19 protein-coding genes are annotated in these 17,970 nt (G+C 68.2%); 5 read left to right on the plus strand and 14 right to left on the minus strand.

Features of this window, described 5'->3' with window-relative positions; translation table 11 throughout:
* Nucleotides 1-80: 80 nt before the first annotated feature.
* The gene (locus AC1DKQ_RS02045; protein ID WP_476918056.1) at nt 81-1,289 is read left to right on the plus strand and encodes an acyl-CoA dehydrogenase family protein; all 1,209 of its coding nucleotides are present in this window, start codon (nt 81-83) and stop codon (nt 1,287-1,289) included.
* A 116-nt stretch (nt 1,290-1,405) separates the two neighbouring features.
* Here the strand turns inward: AC1DKQ_RS02045 and AC1DKQ_RS02050 are convergent, their stop codons facing one another.
* From AC1DKQ_RS02050 to AC1DKQ_RS02075, 6 genes are all read right to left on the minus strand, one after another.
* The gene (locus AC1DKQ_RS02050; RefSeq protein ID WP_476918057.1) at nt 1,406-2,167 is read right to left on the minus strand and encodes an SDR family oxidoreductase; all 762 of its coding nucleotides are present in this window, start codon (nt 2,165-2,167) and stop codon (nt 1,406-1,408) included.
* Between the two features lie 35 nt (nt 2,168-2,202).
* Nucleotides 2,203-3,588, minus strand: coding sequence for a glycosyltransferase 87 family protein (locus AC1DKQ_RS02055; protein ID WP_476882587.1), 1,386 nt, complete (start codon nt 3,586-3,588; stop codon nt 2,203-2,205).
* 102 nt (nt 3,589-3,690) lie between these two features.
* Complete coding sequence (locus tag AC1DKQ_RS02060; RefSeq protein ID WP_476918058.1) at nt 3,691-5,025, minus strand: MFS transporter; 1,335 nt, start codon at nt 5,023-5,025, stop codon at nt 3,691-3,693.
* Entirely contained in the window at nt 5,022-5,543 is a 522-nt protein-coding gene (locus AC1DKQ_RS02065; RefSeq protein WP_476918059.1) for a winged helix-turn-helix transcriptional regulator, read from the minus strand. The genes AC1DKQ_RS02060 and AC1DKQ_RS02065 overlap by 4 nt, the downstream gene beginning before the upstream one ends.
* 64 nt (nt 5,544-5,607) lie before the next feature.
* Nucleotides 5,608-6,816: a cystathionine gamma-synthase gene (locus tag AC1DKQ_RS02070; RefSeq protein WP_476918060.1), complete on the minus strand. Its 1,209-nt coding sequence runs from the start codon at nt 6,814-6,816 to the stop codon at nt 5,608-5,610.
* Nucleotides 6,817-6,833: 17 nt separating this feature from the next.
* Nucleotides 6,834-8,219 (minus strand): cystathionine beta-synthase, encoded by a 1,386-nt coding sequence (locus tag AC1DKQ_RS02075; RefSeq protein WP_476882583.1) that lies wholly within the window; start codon nt 8,217-8,219, stop codon nt 6,834-6,836.
* A gap of 70 nt (nt 8,220-8,289) precedes the next feature.
* Here AC1DKQ_RS02075 and AC1DKQ_RS02080 point away from each other — a divergent pair, with 70 nt between their 5' ends.
* Complete coding sequence (locus AC1DKQ_RS02080) at nt 8,290-9,483, plus strand: ArsB/NhaD family transporter (protein WP_476918061.1); 1,194 nt, start codon at nt 8,290-8,292, stop codon at nt 9,481-9,483.
* A 65-nt stretch (nt 9,484-9,548) separates the two neighbouring features.
* Here AC1DKQ_RS02080 and AC1DKQ_RS02085 read toward each other — a convergent pair whose 3' ends face one another.
* Nucleotides 9,549-9,971, minus strand: coding sequence for a VOC family protein (locus tag AC1DKQ_RS02085; RefSeq protein WP_476918062.1), 423 nt, complete (start codon nt 9,969-9,971; stop codon nt 9,549-9,551).
* A gap of 164 nt (nt 9,972-10,135) precedes the next feature.
* Between AC1DKQ_RS02085 and AC1DKQ_RS02090 the strand changes: the two genes are divergently transcribed.
* On the plus strand, nt 10,136-11,116 hold the full coding sequence (locus AC1DKQ_RS02090) for a DNA-3-methyladenine glycosylase family protein (RefSeq protein ID WP_476918063.1): 981 nt from the start codon (nt 10,136-10,138) through the stop codon (nt 11,114-11,116).
* A gap of 100 nt (nt 11,117-11,216) precedes the next feature.
* On the opposite strand, the gene AC1DKQ_RS02095 is transcribed toward AC1DKQ_RS02090, so the two are convergent.
* Nucleotides 11,217-12,134 (minus strand): DUF559 domain-containing protein, encoded by a 918-nt coding sequence (locus AC1DKQ_RS02095; protein ID WP_476918064.1) that lies wholly within the window; start codon nt 12,132-12,134, stop codon nt 11,217-11,219.
* Nucleotides 12,135-12,266: 132 nt separating this feature from the next.
* A complete protein-coding gene (locus AC1DKQ_RS02100; RefSeq protein ID WP_476918065.1) occupies nt 12,267-13,943 on the minus strand; it encodes an AMP-binding protein in 1,677 nt (558 codons plus the stop codon).
* A 111-nt stretch (nt 13,944-14,054) separates the two neighbouring features.
* Here AC1DKQ_RS02100 and AC1DKQ_RS02105 point away from each other — a divergent pair, with 111 nt between their 5' ends.
* Nucleotides 14,055-14,333 (plus strand): putative quinol monooxygenase, encoded by a 279-nt coding sequence (locus AC1DKQ_RS02105; protein ID WP_476918066.1) that lies wholly within the window; start codon nt 14,055-14,057, stop codon nt 14,331-14,333.
* A gap of 141 nt (nt 14,334-14,474) precedes the next feature.
* Here AC1DKQ_RS02105 and trxA read toward each other — a convergent pair whose 3' ends face one another.
* From trxA to AC1DKQ_RS02120, 3 genes are all read right to left on the minus strand, one after another.
* On the minus strand, nt 14,475-14,888 hold the full coding sequence (gene trxA, locus AC1DKQ_RS02110) for a thioredoxin (RefSeq protein ID WP_476918067.1): 414 nt from the start codon (nt 14,886-14,888) through the stop codon (nt 14,475-14,477).
* 78 nt (nt 14,889-14,966) lie between these two features.
* The gene (locus AC1DKQ_RS02115) at nt 14,967-15,512 is read right to left on the minus strand and encodes an acyl-CoA thioesterase (protein ID WP_476918068.1); all 546 of its coding nucleotides are present in this window, start codon (nt 15,510-15,512) and stop codon (nt 14,967-14,969) included.
* Nucleotides 15,513-15,566: 54 nt separating this feature from the next.
* Nucleotides 15,567-16,295, minus strand: coding sequence for a Type 1 glutamine amidotransferase-like domain-containing protein (locus AC1DKQ_RS02120; protein WP_476882575.1), 729 nt, complete (start codon nt 16,293-16,295; stop codon nt 15,567-15,569).
* A gap of 197 nt (nt 16,296-16,492) precedes the next feature.
* Between AC1DKQ_RS02120 and AC1DKQ_RS02125 the strand changes: the two genes are divergently transcribed.
* A complete protein-coding gene (locus AC1DKQ_RS02125; protein ID WP_476882574.1) occupies nt 16,493-16,927 on the plus strand; it encodes a DUF7144 family membrane protein in 435 nt (144 codons plus the stop codon).
* Between the two features lie 33 nt (nt 16,928-16,960).
* Here AC1DKQ_RS02125 and AC1DKQ_RS02130 read toward each other — a convergent pair whose 3' ends face one another.
* Both AC1DKQ_RS02130 and AC1DKQ_RS02135 read right to left on the minus strand, forming a co-directional pair.
* On the minus strand, nt 16,961-17,365 hold the full coding sequence (locus AC1DKQ_RS02130) for a VOC family protein (protein WP_476882903.1): 405 nt from the start codon (nt 17,363-17,365) through the stop codon (nt 16,961-16,963).
* 29 nt (nt 17,366-17,394) lie between these two features.
* Complete coding sequence (locus tag AC1DKQ_RS02135; RefSeq protein WP_476882573.1) at nt 17,395-17,937, minus strand: GNAT family N-acetyltransferase; 543 nt, start codon at nt 17,935-17,937, stop codon at nt 17,395-17,397.
* Between the last annotated feature and the right edge of the window lie 33 nt (nt 17,938-17,970).

Consider the following 17,970-nt stretch of genomic DNA (forward strand, 5'->3'; position numbering starts at 1 on the left):
GGATCCGCGCCCGAGTCCGGAAGGAACCGGGCAGGAGCGCCGACGCAGCGGTGTAAGTGGAGCCGCCGTAGGATGCTGGCATGAGCAACGATGCTGGCATTCCCGAGGATTCCGACCTTTCCGACGTTTCCGATGTCCTGGCGATCGATTCCCTGCTGAGCGCTGAAGAGCGCGCCGTCCGCGAGCGCGTCCGCGATTTCACGAACCAGCGGATCCGGCCCGACATCGCCGGCTGGTACGAGGACGCCGTGTTCCCCCTGGACCTCGCCCCGGAACTTGGCGAGCTTGGTGTGCTCGGCATGCACCTGGAGGGCTACGGCTGCCCCGGCCGCTCCGCCGTCGAATACGGCCTCGCGGCCATGGAACTCGAGGCCGGAGACTCCGGCGTCCGCACGTTTGTCTCCGTACAGGGCTCCCTCGCCATGACAGCCATCCACAAGTGGGGCACCGAGGACCAAAAGCAGGAGTGGCTCCCCCGGATGGCCGCCGGCGAACTGATCGGAGCGTTTGCCCTGACCGAGCCCACGGCCGGATCCGATCCGGCGTCCATGACCACCTTTGCCCGCCCCGACGGGACCGGCGATGGCGCCGGCTGGATCCTGGACGGGGCCAAACGCTGGATCGGGCTCGCCTCGGTGGCGGATGTGCTGGTGGTGTGGGCCATGACCGACGACGGCGTGCGCGGTTTCCTCGTCCCCGCCGGCACCGCGGGCGTCACCGCGACCCCGATCGGGCAGAAACTCTCGATGCGCGCCTCCATCCAGTGCGACATCACGTTCGACGCCGTGCGGCTGGGCCCCGAGGCGCTGCTGCCGGCGGCGCGGGGGCTGCGGGGCCCCTTCTCCTGCCTCAACGAGGCCCGGTACGGGATCGCCTGGGGTGCGATGGGCGCCGCCCGGGATTCCTACGAGGCCGCCCTGGCCTACGCCCAGGAGCGGCTGCAGTTCGGCAAGCCGCTGGCCGGCTACCAGCTGACGCAGGAGAAACTCGTGAACATGCTCCTGGAAATCCAGAAGGGCACGTTGCTTGCCCTGCACCTGGGCCGGCTCAAGGACGCCGGCACGCTGCGCCCGGAGCAGATCTCGCTCGGCAAGCTGAACAACGTGCGTGAGGCGCTCGCCATTGCCCGGGAGGCGCGCACCATCCTGGGAGGCAACGGCATCACGCTGGAGCATTCCCCGCTGCGGCATGCCGCCAACCTCGAATCCGTCCGCACGTACGAGGGCACCGACGAGGTCCACACCCTGATCCTGGGCCAGCACATCACGGGTCTGCCCGCCTTCCGCTAGCGGCGCGAGACGTCATTTCACGGCAGTGTTTGGCGCAAACACTGCCGTGAAATGACGTCTCGGCGTGGTTCCGGCAAGCGTCCGGGCACAGCTTCCGGGCACAAGGCCGGGCGGGCTCAGGCGGAGAACCCGCCGTCGGCCTTGACCAGCTGCCCGGACATCCAGCGGCCCTCGGGCGAGAGCAGGAACGCGACCGTCCCCGCCACGTCCGCCGGAGTGCCCAGCCGGCCGCCCGGGTGCCGCCGGGCCAGCTCGTCACGGAGCGGCCCGTCCATCCAGCCGGTGTCGACCGGTCCCGGGTTGAGGACGTTGGCGCTGATCCCGAGCGGGCCAAGTTCCCGGGCCGCCGCGATCACGATCCGGTCCAGCGCGCCCTTTGAGGCCCCGTAGGGCAGGTTGAACGCGGTGTGGTCACTGGTCAGCGCCACGATGGCGCCGCCGTCGGGATCGGCCTGCCGGGCGAACGCGGCAATCAGCTGCCAGCTGGCCCGTGTGTTGACCGCGAAGTGCCGGTCGAAGCTTGCCAGGGATGTGTCCAGGATGCCGGAGTCCGCGGATTCACAGTGGCTGAGCACTAGGCCCTGCAGGTTTCCGACCTCGGCCGCAACGGCGGCCATCAGCCGGTCCACGGCCTCCGGGTCCTGGAAATCCGCCGGCAGCACCACCACTGCGGAGCCGATCGCCTGCAGCTCCGCGGTGAGGCGTTCGACGTCGTCCGGCTGGACGCCCCATGGCATCCTGGCGTCGTAGTCCTGCCAGCAGGTCAGTACGAGGTCCCAGCCGTCCGCGGCAAGACGGCGGGCAATGCCGGCGCCGATTCCGGCGAGCCGGCCGACGCCGGTGACAAGGGCCGTCTTACGCGGGGCAAGGTTGCTCATGCCGGACAGCCTAGCGGTGGCGGCCGGCGCGGCGCCTACGAAGCGGAGGAAGAGGCGGACGAGGCGGCGGCCTGGACGTCCCGTTCGGCAGCCGGCCTGGACGCGTGGCCGAGCTCGGGTGGCAGGTCGAACCCCGGTGCCAGCGCATCAAGCCGCAGGGCCACGAACCAGCAGACCAGCAGGGCCACGGCGCAGAAGACGCCGGCGCTGGAGGCCATGATCCACAGGCCGGGCGTCTGGATATCGAGGTTTTCCGCGCCGAGGGCTGTGCCAATGGTCTTGGGCGAGAACAGGAAGACGAGGATTGAGATGCCCAGCACGCCGCCCATCGTCCAGCGCAGTCCGGCGTAGCGGCGCGGGGTTTCCCGCAGGGTCCAGGCGAAAGCCGGAAATACCGCCGCGACCCAGACCCAGTGGTGGGACCACGAGACCGGGCTGATCAGCAGCATGGTGAGCGCCGTCGCCGACACGGCCACGACGCGGGCGCCCTGGTCGCTGGCGGTCTTGATCACTCCGGCGCCCACGGCCACCACCATGAGGCTCAGCACCAGCCACGGCACCGTGACGTGCGCCTCCGGGACGCCGAAATGCAGCAGGGCGCCTTTGAGGGACAGGTTGTCCACATAGCCCGCTCCCCCCATCCGGGAGGTGTCCGGCAGCATCTGGAGCCAGAACTGCAGGGATTCGGCGGGGCGCAGCAGCCAGCCGAGCACCACGGTGGCGGTGAAGCCGGCAGCCATGTTGCCCAGCCCGCGCCAGTCCTTGCGGACCAGGTAGTACAGCCCGAACACCAGGGGCGTCAGCTTGATGCCGGCAGCGACGCCCACCAGGAAGCCGCTGCCGGGGAAGCCGCGGGTCCAGCGCGGGTTGCGGGCCAGCAGGTCCACGGCAATCATGCCCATCAGCAGGGCATTGATTTGTCCAAACACCAGGGTCTCCCGCCACGGGCCGAGGTTCAGCACCGCCAGGACCAGGACTGCTGCCGCCCAACCGTTGCCCGGCGTCCGGAAAGTGGCGCGCCAGGAGGCTTTAGCGTTCCAGTACCGGACCGCACGGGCCGCGGTCAGGATCGCCACGACGGCCCCGGCCGCGTTGAACAGGTTCAGCGCTGCCGTCTGGGGCAGCCGGGCCAAAAGGCCGAAGATGAGGGCGGCGAACGGCGGGTAGGTAAACATCAGGTTCGGGCCGCCGGCCCAGTCCACATTTCCCCTGTACAGGTCCGAGGGCGCCGCGCCGGCGTCGTTGAGGATTTTGCCGCCGTACCAGTAGACGCTGAAGTCCAGGCCGTGCTTGGCCCAGACGCCGAGCGAGACCCAGATGAAGTAGCCCACGGCGGCGATGGCCAGGATGACGGAGAGCCGGAGCAGCAGCCCGACGGGTGAGTGCCGCGCCGGGTTGTGGTCGGAATCGGGCACTGACATGAATTCCCCAATCGGGCTGCTGGTGTAGACGCTGGCCGTTTGGTCGGTTCCGTCCAGGGCGGCGCAAACGCGCCCTCGCTGTCGGGTCAGTCTACAGAACAGCTACGCCGGGACCGGGACCGGCTCCGGCTTCCGGGCGTCCTTGCGCATGGTGGCGCTGATAACGGCGGCGATGGTGCACATGGCGGCGGCGGCAAACCAGGCGTAGGTGTACTGGCCGGTGGCGTCTCGCACCGCCCCGGCCGCAAGGGCGGCGGCAGCGGCGCCGAGCTGGTGGGCCGCGAACACCCAGCCGAACACGACGCTCCCGTCGGCACCGAAGACCTGGCGGCAGATCGCGGCGGTGGGAGGCACGGTGGCGACCCAGTCCAGGCCGTAGATGACCACGAACACGATCATGCTGGGCTGGACGGTGGCGCTGAGCAGCAGCGGCAGGACCAGCAGCCCGATCCCGCGGAACTGGTAGTACACGGCGAGCAGGATCCGGGGGTTGAAGCGGTCCGTGAGCCAGCCGGAGGCGATGGTGCCGATGATGTCGAAGAGGCCGACGACGGCGAGCAGGCCCGCCGCGGTGGTTTCGGGCATGCCGTGGTCATGGGCGGAGGGGATGAAGTGGGTGCCGATCAGCCCGTTGGTGGTCGCGCCGCAAATCGCGAAACCGGCCACGAGGGCCCAGAAGGTACGCACCCTGCTGGCTCGCTTGAGGACCTGCAGGGCACGGACCGCGGCGTTCCGGCGCGGCTCCGCCGTTTCCGGCCCGGTTGATTCGGACGCTTCCGGCCCGGTGCTTGCAGCGGCGGCCGCCGGCGTCGCCCCGTACGGCAGCACGCCGACGTCGGCGGGTGAGTTCTTGAGGAACTTCAGCACAAGCGGCACCACGGCCAGCGCGCCGGCACCGATGAGGAGCGAGGCCTGCCGCCAGCCCGGGTCATGGGCCAGAAGCGCGATGAAGGGCAGGAACACGAGCTGCCCGGCGGCGCTGCCGGCGGTGAGGATGCCGATCACCAGGCCGCGGCTCTTGGCGAACCAGGTGTTGGCGATGGTGGCGGCGAAGACCAGCGCCATGGACCCGGTGCCGAGCCCGATCAGCAGCCCCCAGGTCAGCAGGATCTGCCAGGACTGCGTCACGAAGACCGTCAGGGCGCTGCCGGCGCCGATCAGCACCAGGGCCACGGCCGTGACGGCGCGGATGCCGAAGCGTTCCATCAGGGCCGCCGCGAACGGCGCCGTGAGCCCGAACAGCACGAGGTTGATGCTGACCGCGGCAGAGAGCACGGTGGTGGACCAGCCGAACTCGTTCTGCAGCGGCACCATCAGCACGCCCGGCGCTGCCCGGAACCCGGCGGCGCCGACCAGCGCGAGGAATGCCACGGCGGCGACAGTCCACGCCGGGTGGATGCGGCGGCGGACGGGGGTCATGGTTTCTGGGGCGCTCATGCGGCCGTTCCATTCTGGCCAGGGGTCCCGGTGCCGGCCGAGGCCAGGGGCACGGGGTCCGCGGTGCGGGAGAGGCTGTGCCAGCTCGTGTTGGCGGCCGTCAGCGGTTCCCCGCAGGCCGTACACGTGTCCGCCGAGGAGGTCCGCTCCCCGCAGCCGCTGTGGATGACGAACATGTGCGCCTCCCCGGAAGGCGCCGGGAGGTGCTTCTCGGCCCAGATCACGACGGCGTTGAGCACCGGGAGAGCGTCCTCGCCCTTGGCGGTGAGGACGTATTCCTGGCGGGTGCGGCCGCCGTCGTCGTAGGGCCGCCGGGTGAGGAGCCCCGCCTCCAGAAGCCCGGCGAGCCGCCTGGTGAGGACGGAATCGGCCGCCCCCAGCCGCTGCTTCATGGCCTCGAAGCGGCCGTTGCCGAAGAACACCTCGCGCAGCACCAGCATGCTCCAGGGATCGCCGAGGATATCGAGGCCGCGGGCCATGCTGCAGGTCCGCTGGGACCAATCGGATCGAAGTGCCATGCGGCCACCCTAGCTGACTCTCTTAGAGAAAGCTAGGGCGGGCCGAGGCGCGGTTTTCTGCCGCTTAGTTGTCGCCCGCCAGCGAGGAGATCGCGGCGTCGAGGTCCGCGATCAGGTCCTCGACGTCCTCGATGCCGCAGGAGAGCCGGATCAGGTTGACGGGGACCGCCAGTTCGGTGCCCTTGACCGAGGCGTGCGTCATTTCCGAGGGGTAGTTCATGAGCGATTCGATCCCGCCCAGTGACTCGGCCAGGGTGAACACGGAGGTCGATTCGGCCACCTTGCGTGCCGCGGCCTCGCCGCCCTTGAACTGCACGGAGATCATGCCGCCGAACTTCTTCATCTGCTTCCGGGCCAGCTCGTGGCCCGGGTGGGACGGTAGGCCCGGGTACAGGACGGCTTCCACTTCGGGGCGTTCCAGCAGCCATTCGGCCACGGCCTGGGCGTTATCGCTGTGCCGGTCCATGCGCACGCCGAGGGTTTTCAGGCCGCGCGTGGTGAGGAAGGCGTCCATCGGACCGGACACGGCGCCGACGGCGAACTGGACGAAGCCGATCTTCTCCGCCAGCTCCGCGTCGTTGACCACGATCGCGCCGCCGACGACGTCCGAGTGGCCGCCGATGTACTTGGTGGTGGAGTGGACCACGATGTCGGCGCCGAGGGCGAGCGGGGTCTGCAGGTACGGCGAGGCGAACGTGTTGTCCACCACCAGGAGCGCGCCGGCGTCGTGCGCCACCTTGGCGAGCGCCTCGATGTCGGTGATCTTCATCATCGGGTTCGACGGCGTCTCCACCCACACCAGGCGGGTCTTGCCGCCACCGTCGGTGGTGCCGCCTGCTGCGACGGCGGCTGCGACGGCGTCGAGGTCGGACATGTCCACCGGGGTGTTGCCGATGCCCCACTCCCCCAGGACCCGGCTGATGAGCCGGTACGTTCCGCCGTAGGCGTCGTTGCCGAGCACAATGTGGTCACCGGGGCGGGTGAGGGCGCGGATCATCGAGTCCTCGGCGGCCAGGCCCGAGCTGAAGGAGAACGCGGCACTCCCGCCTTCCAGGGCGGCCAGCTGCTCCTGCAGCGAGTCACGGGTGGGGTTGGTGCCGCGGCCGTATTCGTAGCCGTCCCGCAGCCCGCCGATGCCGTCCTGGGCATAGGTAGACGAGAAGTGCACGGGGGGCACCACCGCCCCGGTGCGGGGCTCAAACGCCTGGCCGGCGTGGATGGCGCGGGTGTTGAAGCCCGGGTTTTTCGAGGAAGAGCTTTCAGGCAAAGACATGGGACTCCTTGAACTGGTCAGTTACTGAGGTACGCGAGGAGGTCGTGGCGGGTCAGGATCCCCACCGGAGCGCCGACAAACGTCACCATGAGGGTGTCGGCGTCGGAGAGGAGTTCGCGGGCGGTCGAGATCGATTCGAGCGAGCCGATGACAGGGAGGCGGGCCTCCATGTGTTCGGAGATCTTGTCCGAGAGTTTGGCCTCGCCGCGGAAGAGCTTGGCTGTGAGGGTTCGCTCATCGACGGCGCCAAGGACCTCGCCCATCACCACGGGTGGTTCCTGGGACAGGACGGGGATGTGCGAGACGCCGTACTCGTTCATGATGTTGATGACATCGCGGACGGATTCGTTCGGGTGGATGTGGACGAGGTCCGGGAGTTCACCGGTCTTGGCCTTGAGGACTTCGCCCACCGAGGCCTCGTCTCCGCTGGCCAGGAAGCCGTAGGAACGCATCCACTGGTCATTGAAGATCTTCGCCAGGTAGCCGCGGCCGGAGTCCGGCAGGATAACCACCACGACGGCTTCCGCCGGGAGGTCCTTGGCGACCTCCATGGCGGCCACGACGGCCATGCCCGAGGACCCGCCCACCAGCAGGCCTTCCTCGCGCGCCAGCCGGCGCGTCATCGCGAAGGAATCGGCGTCGCTGACGGCAAGGACGTTGTCCGGGACGGACTTGTCATAGTTGGCCGGCCACATGTCCTCCCCGACGCCCTCGACAAAGTACGGGCGGCCCGTGCCGCCGGAGTACACCGAGCCTGCGGGATCCGCGCCGATGATCTTCACGACCCCGCCCTCAGCCGCGGGGCGCCCGGCGGAAACTTCCTTGAGGTACCGGCCGGTGCCGGTGATGGTGCCGCCGGTGCCGGCGCCGATCACGCAGTGCGTGATGCGGCCGTCGGTGTCGTGCCAGATCTCAGGGCCGGTGGTCTCATAGTGGCTTGCGGGGGCGGCCGGGTTGGAGAACTGGTCAGGCTTGTAGGCTCCCGGGATTTCGGTGACGAGCCGGTCCGAGACGCCGTAGTAGCTTTGCGGGCTGTCCGGCGGGACGGCGGTGGGGGTGACCACCACTTCGGCGCCATAGGCCTGGAGCACGGCCCGCTTGTCTTCGCCGACCTTGTCCGGCACGACGAAGATGCAGCGGTAGCCCTTCTGCTGGGCCACGAGCGCCAGGCCAACGCCGGTGTTGCCCGAGGTGGGCTCCACGATGGTGCCGCCAGGCAGGAGCTTTCCCGTTCGTTCGGCCTCCTCGATCATCTTGGCCGCAATGCGGTCCTTGATCGAACCGCCGGGGTTCAGGTATTCGAGCTTCACCAGGATGGTGGCGGCGATGCCATCGGTCACGTGGTTGAGTTTGACGAGCGGCGTATGGCCAATGAGGTCCAGGATGGACTGGGCGTACTTCATAGGTACAAAGTTACCGTCTCCTACCCGGCAGGCACGTCGGCGCGGCCACGGCTCCGGCAGGTGCGAGGATATGGCGGTGAAGAGGATCGCCAGGCTGAAGAAGCTCAAGAGCTACGCGCTGCCCGCTGGCATGCTGCTGGCCGGCTGCGCGGCGCTGGCCACGGGGCTGCTGCCGGTCCCCGCTTTTCAGGAGTTGGCAGCACGGACCGTGCCGGTGCTGGCGTTCGTGCTGGCGATGTCCCTGGTCACGGAGCTGGTGGATGAGGCCGGGCTGTTCCGCGTGGTCACCGAGCGGCTGGCCGCCCTGGGCCGCGGCCGGGTCTTGTTGCTGTGGTTCCTCGTGATCGCCCTCGCCACCGTTTCCACAGTGTTCTTGTCGCTGGATACGACGGCGGTGCTGGTGACTCCCGTCGTCGTGCTGCTGGCCATTCACGCCCGCATTCCGCCGCTGCCGTTCGCGCTGACCACAGTGTGGCTGGCGAACACGGCCTCGCTGCTGCTGCCGGTCTCCAACCTGACCAACCTGCTGGCACAGGACCGGCTCAAGCTCAGCCCCGCCGCGTTCGCCTCGCTGGTGTGGGCCCCGGCCCTGGTGGGGATCCTTGTGCCGCTGGTGCTGCTGTGGCTGGCGTTCCGGAAGGACCTGCGCGGCAAGTACGGGCCGCAGCCGGTCCATAAAGTGCGGGACCGGGTCCTGCTGTACGCGGCATCCGGGGTCATGGTGGTCCTGCTTCCGGCGCTGGTTTCCGGGATTCCGGTGCAGATCCCGGCGCTCGCAGCGGCCGCGGCCCTGCTCCTGCTTTTCCTCTGGCGGCGGCGCTCCGTCCTGCGCTGGTCCATGATTCCCTGGCGCCCGCTCATGCTCACGTCCGGCCTGTTCATGGTGGTGGAGACCCTGCACGCCAACGGGCTCACCCGGTTCCTGACCGGCATCGCCGGCACGGGCGAGAGCCTGCCGGCGCTCCTGCAGCTCGCCGGCCTGGGCGCGGGGGCAGCCAACGCTGTCAACAACCTGCCTGCCTATCTGGCCCTGGAACCGGTGGGCGGCTCCCCGGCCCGGCTGGCGGCCCTGCTGATCGGCGTGAACCTGGGCCCGCTGGTGACCCCATGGGCTTCCCTGGCCACGCTGCTGTGGCACGAGCGGCTCCGTTCCCTCAACGTGGAGATCCGCTGGGGAGGCTTCGCCGTGGCCGGCGTCGTCGCCGTCGTCCTCACGGTCCCGCTGGCGGTCGTGGCACTGTGGCTCACCACGGGGATGCACTGACGCAGGCGCCGAGGTGAATGCACTGAGTTGGTTAGCTGAGGGTGCAAGCGCGCCCGTCAGGGATATCAGGCGCCGATGTCATCCGCCGCTGCGCCGGTGCCGCCTTCACGCGGGGCGTTCTGCCAGAGACCGACCACATTGCCTTCGGTGTCCCTGAAGTAGGCGGCCCAGCCCATGGTGCCGACCTCCTGCCGCGCCAAGACCGTGCTGCCGCCCAGCGAGTTGATCTTCTCCAGCGCCGCGTCAATGTCATCGACATCCACGGTGACCACCGGGGACGTGAGGTCCCCTTCGCGGTGGAACATGCCGCCGTTGATGGAGCCCGCAACGGAGGGCATGCCCGTCGCATCCGTCGGCGTGGTCTTGATCATGGAGTAACTCATCTCCGGCGCGACGCTGACCTCCCAGCCAAACGCCGAACTGTAGAACTCCCGTGCGCGGCTCTCGTCGTCTGCGGGGATTTCAAAATGTACAACGCCACCAGCCATCACACTCTCCCAAGAACAAGGATTCGGGCCACGATCCGGGCGCGGGCGCTCCACGCCCCAGCCGGAGTCTAGCCCCCCGCAGCCCTGGAGGTTAAGGGTCCTACGGCCCATGCTCCGCGCAGGCCGATGCGGCCACTGTCAGGGGGACATGGGAACATGTTTGAATGACCGTTGCAGACGTCCCCGCGGGCCTTGCCGCCGCGGCAGACGCCTCACTGCGGTGGCACCCGGGTGGTCCGTTCGACCTGATGCAGACCATCGGCCCGCTGCTGCGCGGCCACGGCGACCCGGCCATGCGCACCGCCCCGGACGGGGTCTGGCTCGCATTCACCACCCCGCACGGTCCGGCCACGCTGCGCCTGGCAACGGCCTGGCCGCGGGCGGACCCGGCCGTGGACGCGCAGGCCTGGGGCCCTGGAGCGGTGGACGCCGTCGATTCCGTGCCGCGCATGCTCGGCAGCGAGGACGACTGGTCCGGCTTCGACGAGCCCGCGTTCCACGCCACGCTCCCGCGCATGGTGGTTGAAGCCCGACGCCGGAACCTCGCCATCCGGCTGCCGGCAACCGGCCGGATGATCGACTCACTGGTGCCGACCATCCTGGAGCAGAAGGTCACCGTCATCGAGGCCCGCCGCGGATACCGCTACCTGATGTACCGCTTCGGGACAGCCGCGCCCGGTGCCGGTACCGTGGCTCCCGCCAATCTGATGGTCCAGCCGACGGCCGCGCAATGGCTCCGCATTCCATCCTGGGAATGGCACAAAGCAGGGGTGGGGCCGCAGCGCTCGGCAACCATCATGCGGGCGCTGCGCTCCGCCGCCGCACTTGAACGGCTCGCCGCCCTGCCCGCCCCAGAGGCAGGGACCAAGCTGCAGACCCTCCCCGGAATCGGGGTGTGGACGGCGGCGGAAGTGGTGCAGCGCACGCACGGCTGCCCGGACTCGATCGCTGTCGGCGACTACCACCTGGCGGCCTACGTGGGCGCCGCCCTGACCGGCCGCCGCACGGACGACGCCGGCATGCTCAGGCTGCTGGCCCCCTGGGCAGGGCACAGGCAGCGGGTGGTCCGGATGCTCGGGCTGAGCGGCTTCCGGAAACCGACCTTCGGCCCGCGCATGACCATCCAGGACCACCGCGGCCACTGACGAACCAACGCGGGGTCACTTACGGCCCATCCGAAGCCTCTTCATGGGCGCGATCTGACCCCGCGTTGGATTCGGCGGGTCAAGAAGGGGCGGAGCCTGCCTACGGGCGGAGCCGGGCCCGCCTGATCCGGGCGATGACGCTGTCGAAGCCCTCGGCAAGGTCATCGGCGTTGACTTTGAAATACGCCCATCCGGCGCTGCGGAAGGCTTCGTCCCGCCGGTTGTCCCGGGACTGCTGTTCCCGCGTGAGGTGATGGGCGCCGTCGTACTGCACGGCGATCCGGTACCGCCGGTAGCCCATGTCTGCAGCCGGCGAGCGCGGGTCTTCCGGGACGAGCCTCAACTGCAGCTCCGGCTCCGGCAGACGCGCATCCATCAGCGCCAGCCGCAGGAATGTCTCCGGGAACGAGTCTGCTCCCACCCGCATCTCGTCCAGCGCAAGCCGTGCCTTCTCGACGCCCTTCATGTTGGGATGCTGGCGGATGAGCAGCCGCAAGCCATCCTTGTAGGCGTACGGTTCCGACCTCGGTTCGAGGCTTGGCCGGGGTATGCGGATGATCTGGTCCCCCAGGGCAATGAGATAGTTCAGCGGCAGTTCCGAGGCCAGATCCAGCCACGTGCGGGGCGGAGCCGTGACGGGGATGCCGTCGACGTCGGTCAGCTCGCCGGCAATGAGCCGCACGCGGTGGCCCGTGACCCCGGCACGGCGGACTCGGGGCAGTTCGTGCGGCTTGCTGAGGTGGATGGTGGGGCATTCGCCGAGCCACGGAGGCAGCCCGAGCCTGGTCAGCACTGCCGCGGTTTCATGGGACGCCCAGGCACTCGGAGTAGCAGCGGCGAGGACCCGGGCCCGTTCGACGATCTCGAGGTGCCGGCCGGCGGGGAGATAGATGAGGCGGCCGCCGACGGACAAATCCTGCGCCCGCAGGCGTTTGGGCGGGATACCCAGGGCGCGCGACTCGTAGACGGTGAACGGTGTCTGGGCGAGGCCTTCGGGCAGCGGGATAATGCGGACCATGCGCATCATTGTGACCGCGGATCCGCCCGTGCGTTGAAGTTATCCACAGGCCCTCCGGAACCGCCACAACGCGGGGTCACTTACGGCCCATCCGGGGCCTCGGGATGGGCCGTAAGTGACCCCGCGTTGCTGTTAGAGGCCCAGCCTCGCCGCGGCCTCCTGGCGCATGTCCACCTTGCGGATCTTGCCGGAGACGGTCATCGGGAAGCTGTCCCGGACCTCCACGTAGCGCGGGATCTTGTAGTGCGCCAGCTTGCCGCGGCAGAAATCGGCCAGGCTGGCGGCGTCCATCGGCTCGGCGCCGGGCTTCAGGATGACGCACGCCATCAGCTCCTCGCCATATTTGGCGTCCGGGACACCGATCACCTGCACGTCCTGGATGTCCGGGTGGGTGTAGAGGAATTCCTCGATTTCGCGCGGGTAAACGTTCTCGCCGCCACGGATCACCATGTCCTTGATCCGGCCCTCGATCACGATGTAGCCGCCGTCGTCCATCCGGGCAAGGTCCCCGGTATGCATCCAGCCGTCGGCGTCGATCGCCTCCGCGGTCTTGTCCGGCTGGTTCCAGTACCCCTGCATCACGGCGTAGCCGCGCGTGCAGAGTTCGCCGATCCCGCCGCGCTCCAGCACTTCTCCCGTCACCGGATCCACGACCCGGCTCTCCAGGTTCGGCATGGTCCGGCCCACGGTCTCGGTCCGCTGGGTCATGGTGTCCACGCTCCGGGTCATGGTGGACACCGGCGAGGTCTCCGTCATGCCGTAGCAAATGGCGACGTCGGTCATGTTCATCTCAGTGATGACCCGGTTCATCACCTCGATCGGGCACAGTGATCCGGCCATGACGCCCGTGCGCAGGGTCGAGAGGTCGTAGGAGGCGAAGTCCGCGAGGGCGAGCTCGGCGATGAACATGGTCGGCACCCCGTACAGCGAGGTTCCGCCGAAGTCCTGCACGGCCTCCAGCGCCGAGCCCGGCGTGAACGCCCGGCCGGGGATGATGGTGGCCGCGCCGTGGCTGAGGGCCGCCAGGTTCCCGATCACCATGCCGAAGCAGTGATAGAAGGGCACCGGGATCACCACCCGGTCGTGTTCGGTGTAGCCCAGCTGCTCGCCGATCGAGTAGCCATTGTTCAGGATGTTGTGGTGCGTCAGCGTGGCGCCCTTCGGGAAACCCGTGGTGCCCGAGGTGTACTGCAGGTTGATGGGATCGTGCGGGTCCAGTTGCGCCATGCGCGCCTTCAGGGCGGAATGCCCGACGTCGTCGGCCCGCTTGAGCAGCTCGGCGTAGGTGCGCTCAGCGTCATTTTCGGGCTCGCCCGCGGTCAGCCCGTCCAGGCCCGCGCCCGGGAGGAAAACCAACTCGCGCAGGTCGGGGCACGCCGCCAGCGCCTGCCGCGCCATCCCGGTGTAGTCGCTGTTCCGGTCCGACGGCGCCGTGACCAGCATCCGCATGCCGTTCTGCTTGACCACAAACTCCAGCTCGTGGCTGCGGTAGGCGGGGTTGACGTTGACCAGGATCGCCCCGATCTTCGCTGTGGCGTACTGCAGGATGGTCCACTCGGCGCAGTTGGGGCTCCAGATGCCGATCCGCTCGCCCTTCGCGACGCCCAGGGCGAGAAGGGCACGCGCCAGGCGGTCGACGTCGTCGTTCAACTTCGAATAGCTCCACCGCCGGGCCTCTTCGCCGGGCACCGCGGCCGCCTCGATCAGGGCGTCCTGATACGGGAACCGCGCCGCAATCCGTTCGAAGTTCGCGCCAATGGTTTCCTCGAGCAGCGGGACGTCAGTGTCCCCGGCTGTGTAAGCAAGCATGATGTGACGCTACCAACTGACCGGAGGCAAAAGAAGAGCAAAGCTTGGAAGTCCTATGAAATCTTGGGTCATCTTCCGGCGCCGGCGCGGCGGCCCGGTAGGGTAATTGCCATGACTGCACCCGTTGACCTTCAGGCCATTTTCATCCCCAACGACGGCGAATTCTTCCGCGTGAAGCTCGCCCTGGACATCGCGATTGACGAGGTGGTCAACGAGCCCGGCTGTATCCGCTACGAGCTCACCGAGGCCAGCGAGGACAAGCTCGTGCTGACCGAACGGTGGGCCAGCCAGGCGGACCTGGACACGCACTCCAAGGGCACGGCCGTCCAGGACCTGAACGAATCCCTCAGCGCCCTGCTGGCCGAGCCGGTCAAGCTGGAAATGTTGTAGGTCCCCTTCAACCAGCGCCCGGCAAGACGACGCAAAAACGCGGGGTCACTCCGCGCCCGTCCCCGGGGGGTTTTTGGGCGCGGAGTGACCCCGCGTTGCTTTAATCCGTGGAATGTAGCCGCCGGCATAAGCCGTGTGGGTTCAGGCTTCCGGGATCTGGGCTCCGTCCTGGTTGGCCGCCGCCGCGGCGGCCTCGGCCTGCGAGCGGGCCACGTGGGCGTGGACTTCTTCCATGTCCAGGGCCTTGACGGCGTCGACCACCTGCTCCAGCTGCTGCGCGTTCAGGGCGCCCGGCTGCGAGAACACCAGGACCTTTTCGCGGAAGGCCATCAGCGTGGGGATCGACGTGATGCCGGCCTCGGCCGCGAGCTGCTGCTCGGCTTCGGTGTCGACCTTGGAGAAGACGACGTCCGGGTGCTTCTCGGAGATCGCTGAGTACGTGGGGCCAAACTGCTTGCACGGGCCGCACCATTCGGCCCAGAAATCGACGAGGACGATGTCGTTATCCTCGACTGTCGATGCGAACTGTTCACCTGTGATGTCTACGGTAGCCATGAGTCAACGGTACGGGAGCAGCCGCGAATTGTCCCCGGCATTTCGCTGTTGGCACATCCGGGCAGGCCGGCGCGGAGGTCACGCCCAGACGTGCGGGGCCGGACGCCTGGCACCGGGCAGCGCATTGGTCTCGCGCCACTCGTGGATCCACTCGGGCAGCTCCAACGCCGACGGCGGCGCGCCGAATTCGCTGATGATTTCCTCCTGGCTGACGGGCTTGCCTTTGCTCACCAGACGGGTGGCGATGTAGGCGCGCGCGTAAACCTCACCGTCCACCACCATCCGCTGCTCGAAGTAGATGGCCTTCGAGTCGAGGCCGATGATCCTGGATTCGATGGTGTACTGCTGCCAGAGCTGCAGCGAACGGCGGAAGGCGATGGTCTCCCCCGCCGCCACCGGGGTCCAGCCCCGGCGGCGCATCTTTTTCCAGGTTCCGCTGCGGGCCATGAGATCGAAGCGGCCGAGGTCCATGAGCGAGAAGTACATGCCGTTGTTGACGTGCAGGGCGATGTCGATATCCGTGGGCAGGACCCGCAGCGGCAGTGAGGAGTTATCCCAGATGCTCAGGGGTGAGCGGCGCGAGGACGTAAACAGCAGGAGGAGGGTCCGGAACAGGAGGTGCATGCGTCAATGTTACCCACGGGTAACAACCGTGCCAAGGGGCAAGGCGGTGAACGGCTAGCTGGGTGCGGACAGAACCGAGACGGTGGCTTTGGCGCCGACGCCGCGAATCGTCCAGCAGTTCCCGGTGCCGATCACTTCCAGTTCCTCCAGGTCCGCCTGGTGTAGGACAAGGGCAGTGTTCTCATCCACGGCGGCCGCGCGGTCCACGAGGCCTTTCGCCACCGCCCCGACGGCCCGGCCGAGCGTTCCGGCCTGCGCGGCGTGCACGTCGACGGCGAAGGGCACCAGGCCCAGCCCGGCGCGGATCTCCACTTCATCGAGGCCCTCCGACCAATCCACCGGGCAGACCTCGGTGCCGCGGATTGCGTAGCCGCCCACGATCGCCCGTGCGGGCGCCACCATCGCGCCGGCGGAGAATCCCATGTACGGCACACCGTCAGAGACCGCCCGGCGGATGGCCTCCGCGGACGGCAGCAAGCCCTCCAGATAGCCCGGCGTCGGGCCGCCCCCGACGACGATCCCGTCGACGCCGTCGAATGCGGCAGGGTCCGCGCCGCGGGTGAAGCCGAGAAGGACCGGGACGATCTCGCAGGCCATCCGGGACTCCAGCGGCTCAAGATAGGCAGGCAGGAAATATTCCGAGCTGCCCTCGTGGTCAAAGACAACCACGGCGACGCGGGGAATCCTGCCGGGGGCCCGGTGCCGGAGCTCCTTGACGAACCGGTCGAAGACGGCAGGTGTTGTGACGGTGTCCGGGCCGCCGCCGACAAGGATGATGGTCATGGCTACAACGTACCCGGATCCGGGGCTCGCCATGGGCCCGGACAGAACTGAGTCGACGGCGGCGGCTCCAAAGTTTCTGCAGCGATTGACCGGTCCGGACTGCCAGGAACATAATCGGAATCGGTACTAGCTTCACCACACGACTGCGCCGACCATGAGGCCGACGGCAGAGCATTCAACGGAAAGCGGTCGGCACTATGAGTACTGCCCATCATCCTGTCGCTTCGACTGGCTGGACCGGTTGGGTCCGTTTCGCCGGAGTCATTCTGATCATCAATGGCGTTTTCAGCGGCCTTCAAGGCCTCGTCGCGCTCACCGGACCCGACACCTACTATTTGTCGACCCCGGGCACGCTGTTCCTCTTCGATGCGAAGGGGTGGGGCTGGTGGAATGTGGCTCTGGGGGCGCTCTTGATCCTCACCGCCGTCGCTCTCTTCTCCGGTGCAACGTGGGCTCGAGTCGTTGCTGTCGTCGTTGCGGGCGTCAGCGCTGTCGTTCAACTGATGCTCATTCCGGCGCAGCCGTGGTGGTCCTTGATCGTCATCGCCATCGACGTGCTGATCATCTACGCGGTCATCGCCCACGGCGAGGAACTTAAGGCTGAAAAGGCGCCTCCGTCAACCAACCCGTAGGGCACCGACCAAACCCGTAGGGCACCGACGCGTTCAGTCCAAGGCAATCAGCTCCACTTCGTAGCCGTCCGAATTCACGAGGTAGGCGGCGAAGTGGCCGGGGCCTCCGGCGTGCGGGTATTTCTCAGGAAAAAGCTCGGCCCAGCCGTGGCCGATGCTCTCGGCCGCCATTTCGTCCACATGCTCCCGCGTCCCCGCGCTGAAGGCGAGATGGTTCAGGCCCGGCGCGGTGCGCTGGTGCGCGGTTGCGCTCAGGGCCGGGGATTGCTCGACGACGATGTACGTGGGCCCGCGGCGCCAGCTGCACCCGTGCGCCCAGTCCTGGTAGGCCTCGTAGCCCAGTCGGCCCAGCAGCCAGCCCCACTGGTCCCTGGCCCGTGGCAGGTCCGGCACCCAGAGCTCAACATGGTGCAGGGCACCAAAGTTCGCAGGCCTCATCGGAACGGGTGCATCCGGAAGAGCCGCCATCAGTAAAGGATCCGCTGGAACAGGATGTGGTCCTGCCAGGAACCGGCAATCCGAAGGTACCGGGGGGCCAAACCGATCTCCTCAAAGCCGGCCCGCTTCAGGATCCGCTGCGACGCGGAGTTGTGCGGGAGCGTGGCGGCCTGCAGCCGGTGCAGGCCCAGCTCGCTCCGGCCGGTTTGGACGGCGAACTCCAGCGCTGCCGAGCCAATCCCCCGCCCGGTCATGTCTTTGTCCACCCAGTAGCCGAGGTGGGCGCTGAGGAACGGCCCCCGGACAATCCCGCTCAGGTTCATCACCCCGACGATCCGGGAACCTTCCGCTAGAACCCAGGGCACGTCCGATCCCGCGATGAACAACCCGAGCTTGGATTCAATGCTGGCGGCCTGTCCCTCGACCGTGAAGAATTCCTCGGACCGCACCGGCTCCCAGGGCGCCAGGTGCTCACGGTTCCGCAGGTAGGCATCGGCCAGGGGGCCGGCGTCGGGCCTGCGCAGCACGCGCACGCGCACGGTCTCCGTCAGGGCGATGCTGTTCTCGGTCATCAGGAGACTCTAACGGTCATCCCGAACGGCTTC

The sequence above is a fragment of the Arthrobacter sp. 05L421 genome (assembly GCF_056397785.1).

Excerpts from the sequence above, each read along its gene's own strand:
- AC1DKQ_RS02045 (WP_476918056.1), top strand. The coding sequence starts at position 81 with ATGAGCAACGATGCTGGCATTCCCGAGGATTCCGACCTTTCCGACGTT.
- AC1DKQ_RS02050 (WP_476918057.1), bottom strand. The coding sequence starts at position 2,167 with ATGAGCAACCTTGCCCCGCGTAAGACGGCCCTTGTCACCGGCGTCGGC.
- AC1DKQ_RS02055 (WP_476882587.1), bottom strand. The coding sequence starts at position 3,588 with ATGTCAGTGCCCGATTCCGACCACAACCCGGCGCGGCACTCACCCGTC.
- AC1DKQ_RS02060 (WP_476918058.1), bottom strand. The coding sequence starts at position 5,025 with ATGAGCGCCCCAGAAACCATGACCCCCGTCCGCCGCCGCATCCACCCG.
- AC1DKQ_RS02065 (WP_476918059.1), bottom strand. The coding sequence starts at position 5,543 with ATGGCACTTCGATCCGATTGGTCCCAGCGGACCTGCAGCATGGCCCGC.
- AC1DKQ_RS02070 (WP_476918060.1), bottom strand. The coding sequence starts at position 6,816 with ATGTCTTTGCCTGAAAGCTCTTCCTCGAAAAACCCGGGCTTCAACACC.
- AC1DKQ_RS02075 (WP_476882583.1), bottom strand. The coding sequence starts at position 8,219 with ATGAAGTACGCCCAGTCCATCCTGGACCTCATTGGCCATACGCCGCTC.
- AC1DKQ_RS02080 (WP_476918061.1), top strand. The coding sequence starts at position 8,290 with ATGGCGGTGAAGAGGATCGCCAGGCTGAAGAAGCTCAAGAGCTACGCG.
- AC1DKQ_RS02085 (WP_476918062.1), bottom strand. The coding sequence starts at position 9,971 with ATGGCTGGTGGCGTTGTACATTTTGAAATCCCCGCAGACGACGAGAGC.
- AC1DKQ_RS02090 (WP_476918063.1), top strand. The coding sequence starts at position 10,136 with ATGACCGTTGCAGACGTCCCCGCGGGCCTTGCCGCCGCGGCAGACGCC.
- AC1DKQ_RS02095 (WP_476918064.1), bottom strand. The coding sequence starts at position 12,134 with ATGGTCCGCATTATCCCGCTGCCCGAAGGCCTCGCCCAGACACCGTTC.
- AC1DKQ_RS02100 (WP_476918065.1), bottom strand. The coding sequence starts at position 13,943 with ATGCTTGCTTACACAGCCGGGGACACTGACGTCCCGCTGCTCGAGGAA.
- AC1DKQ_RS02105 (WP_476918066.1), top strand. The coding sequence starts at position 14,055 with ATGACTGCACCCGTTGACCTTCAGGCCATTTTCATCCCCAACGACGGC.
- trxA (WP_476918067.1), bottom strand. The coding sequence starts at position 14,888 with ATGGCTACCGTAGACATCACAGGTGAACAGTTCGCATCGACAGTCGAG.
- AC1DKQ_RS02115 (WP_476918068.1), bottom strand. The coding sequence starts at position 15,512 with ATGCACCTCCTGTTCCGGACCCTCCTCCTGCTGTTTACGTCCTCGCGC.
- AC1DKQ_RS02120 (WP_476882575.1), bottom strand. The coding sequence starts at position 16,295 with ATGACCATCATCCTTGTCGGCGGCGGCCCGGACACCGTCACAACACCT.
- AC1DKQ_RS02125 (WP_476882574.1), top strand. The coding sequence starts at position 16,493 with ATGAGTACTGCCCATCATCCTGTCGCTTCGACTGGCTGGACCGGTTGG.
- AC1DKQ_RS02130 (WP_476882903.1), bottom strand. The coding sequence starts at position 17,365 with ATGAGGCCTGCGAACTTTGGTGCCCTGCACCATGTTGAGCTCTGGGTG.
- AC1DKQ_RS02135 (WP_476882573.1), bottom strand. The coding sequence starts at position 17,937 with ATGACCGAGAACAGCATCGCCCTGACGGAGACCGTGCGCGTGCGCGTG.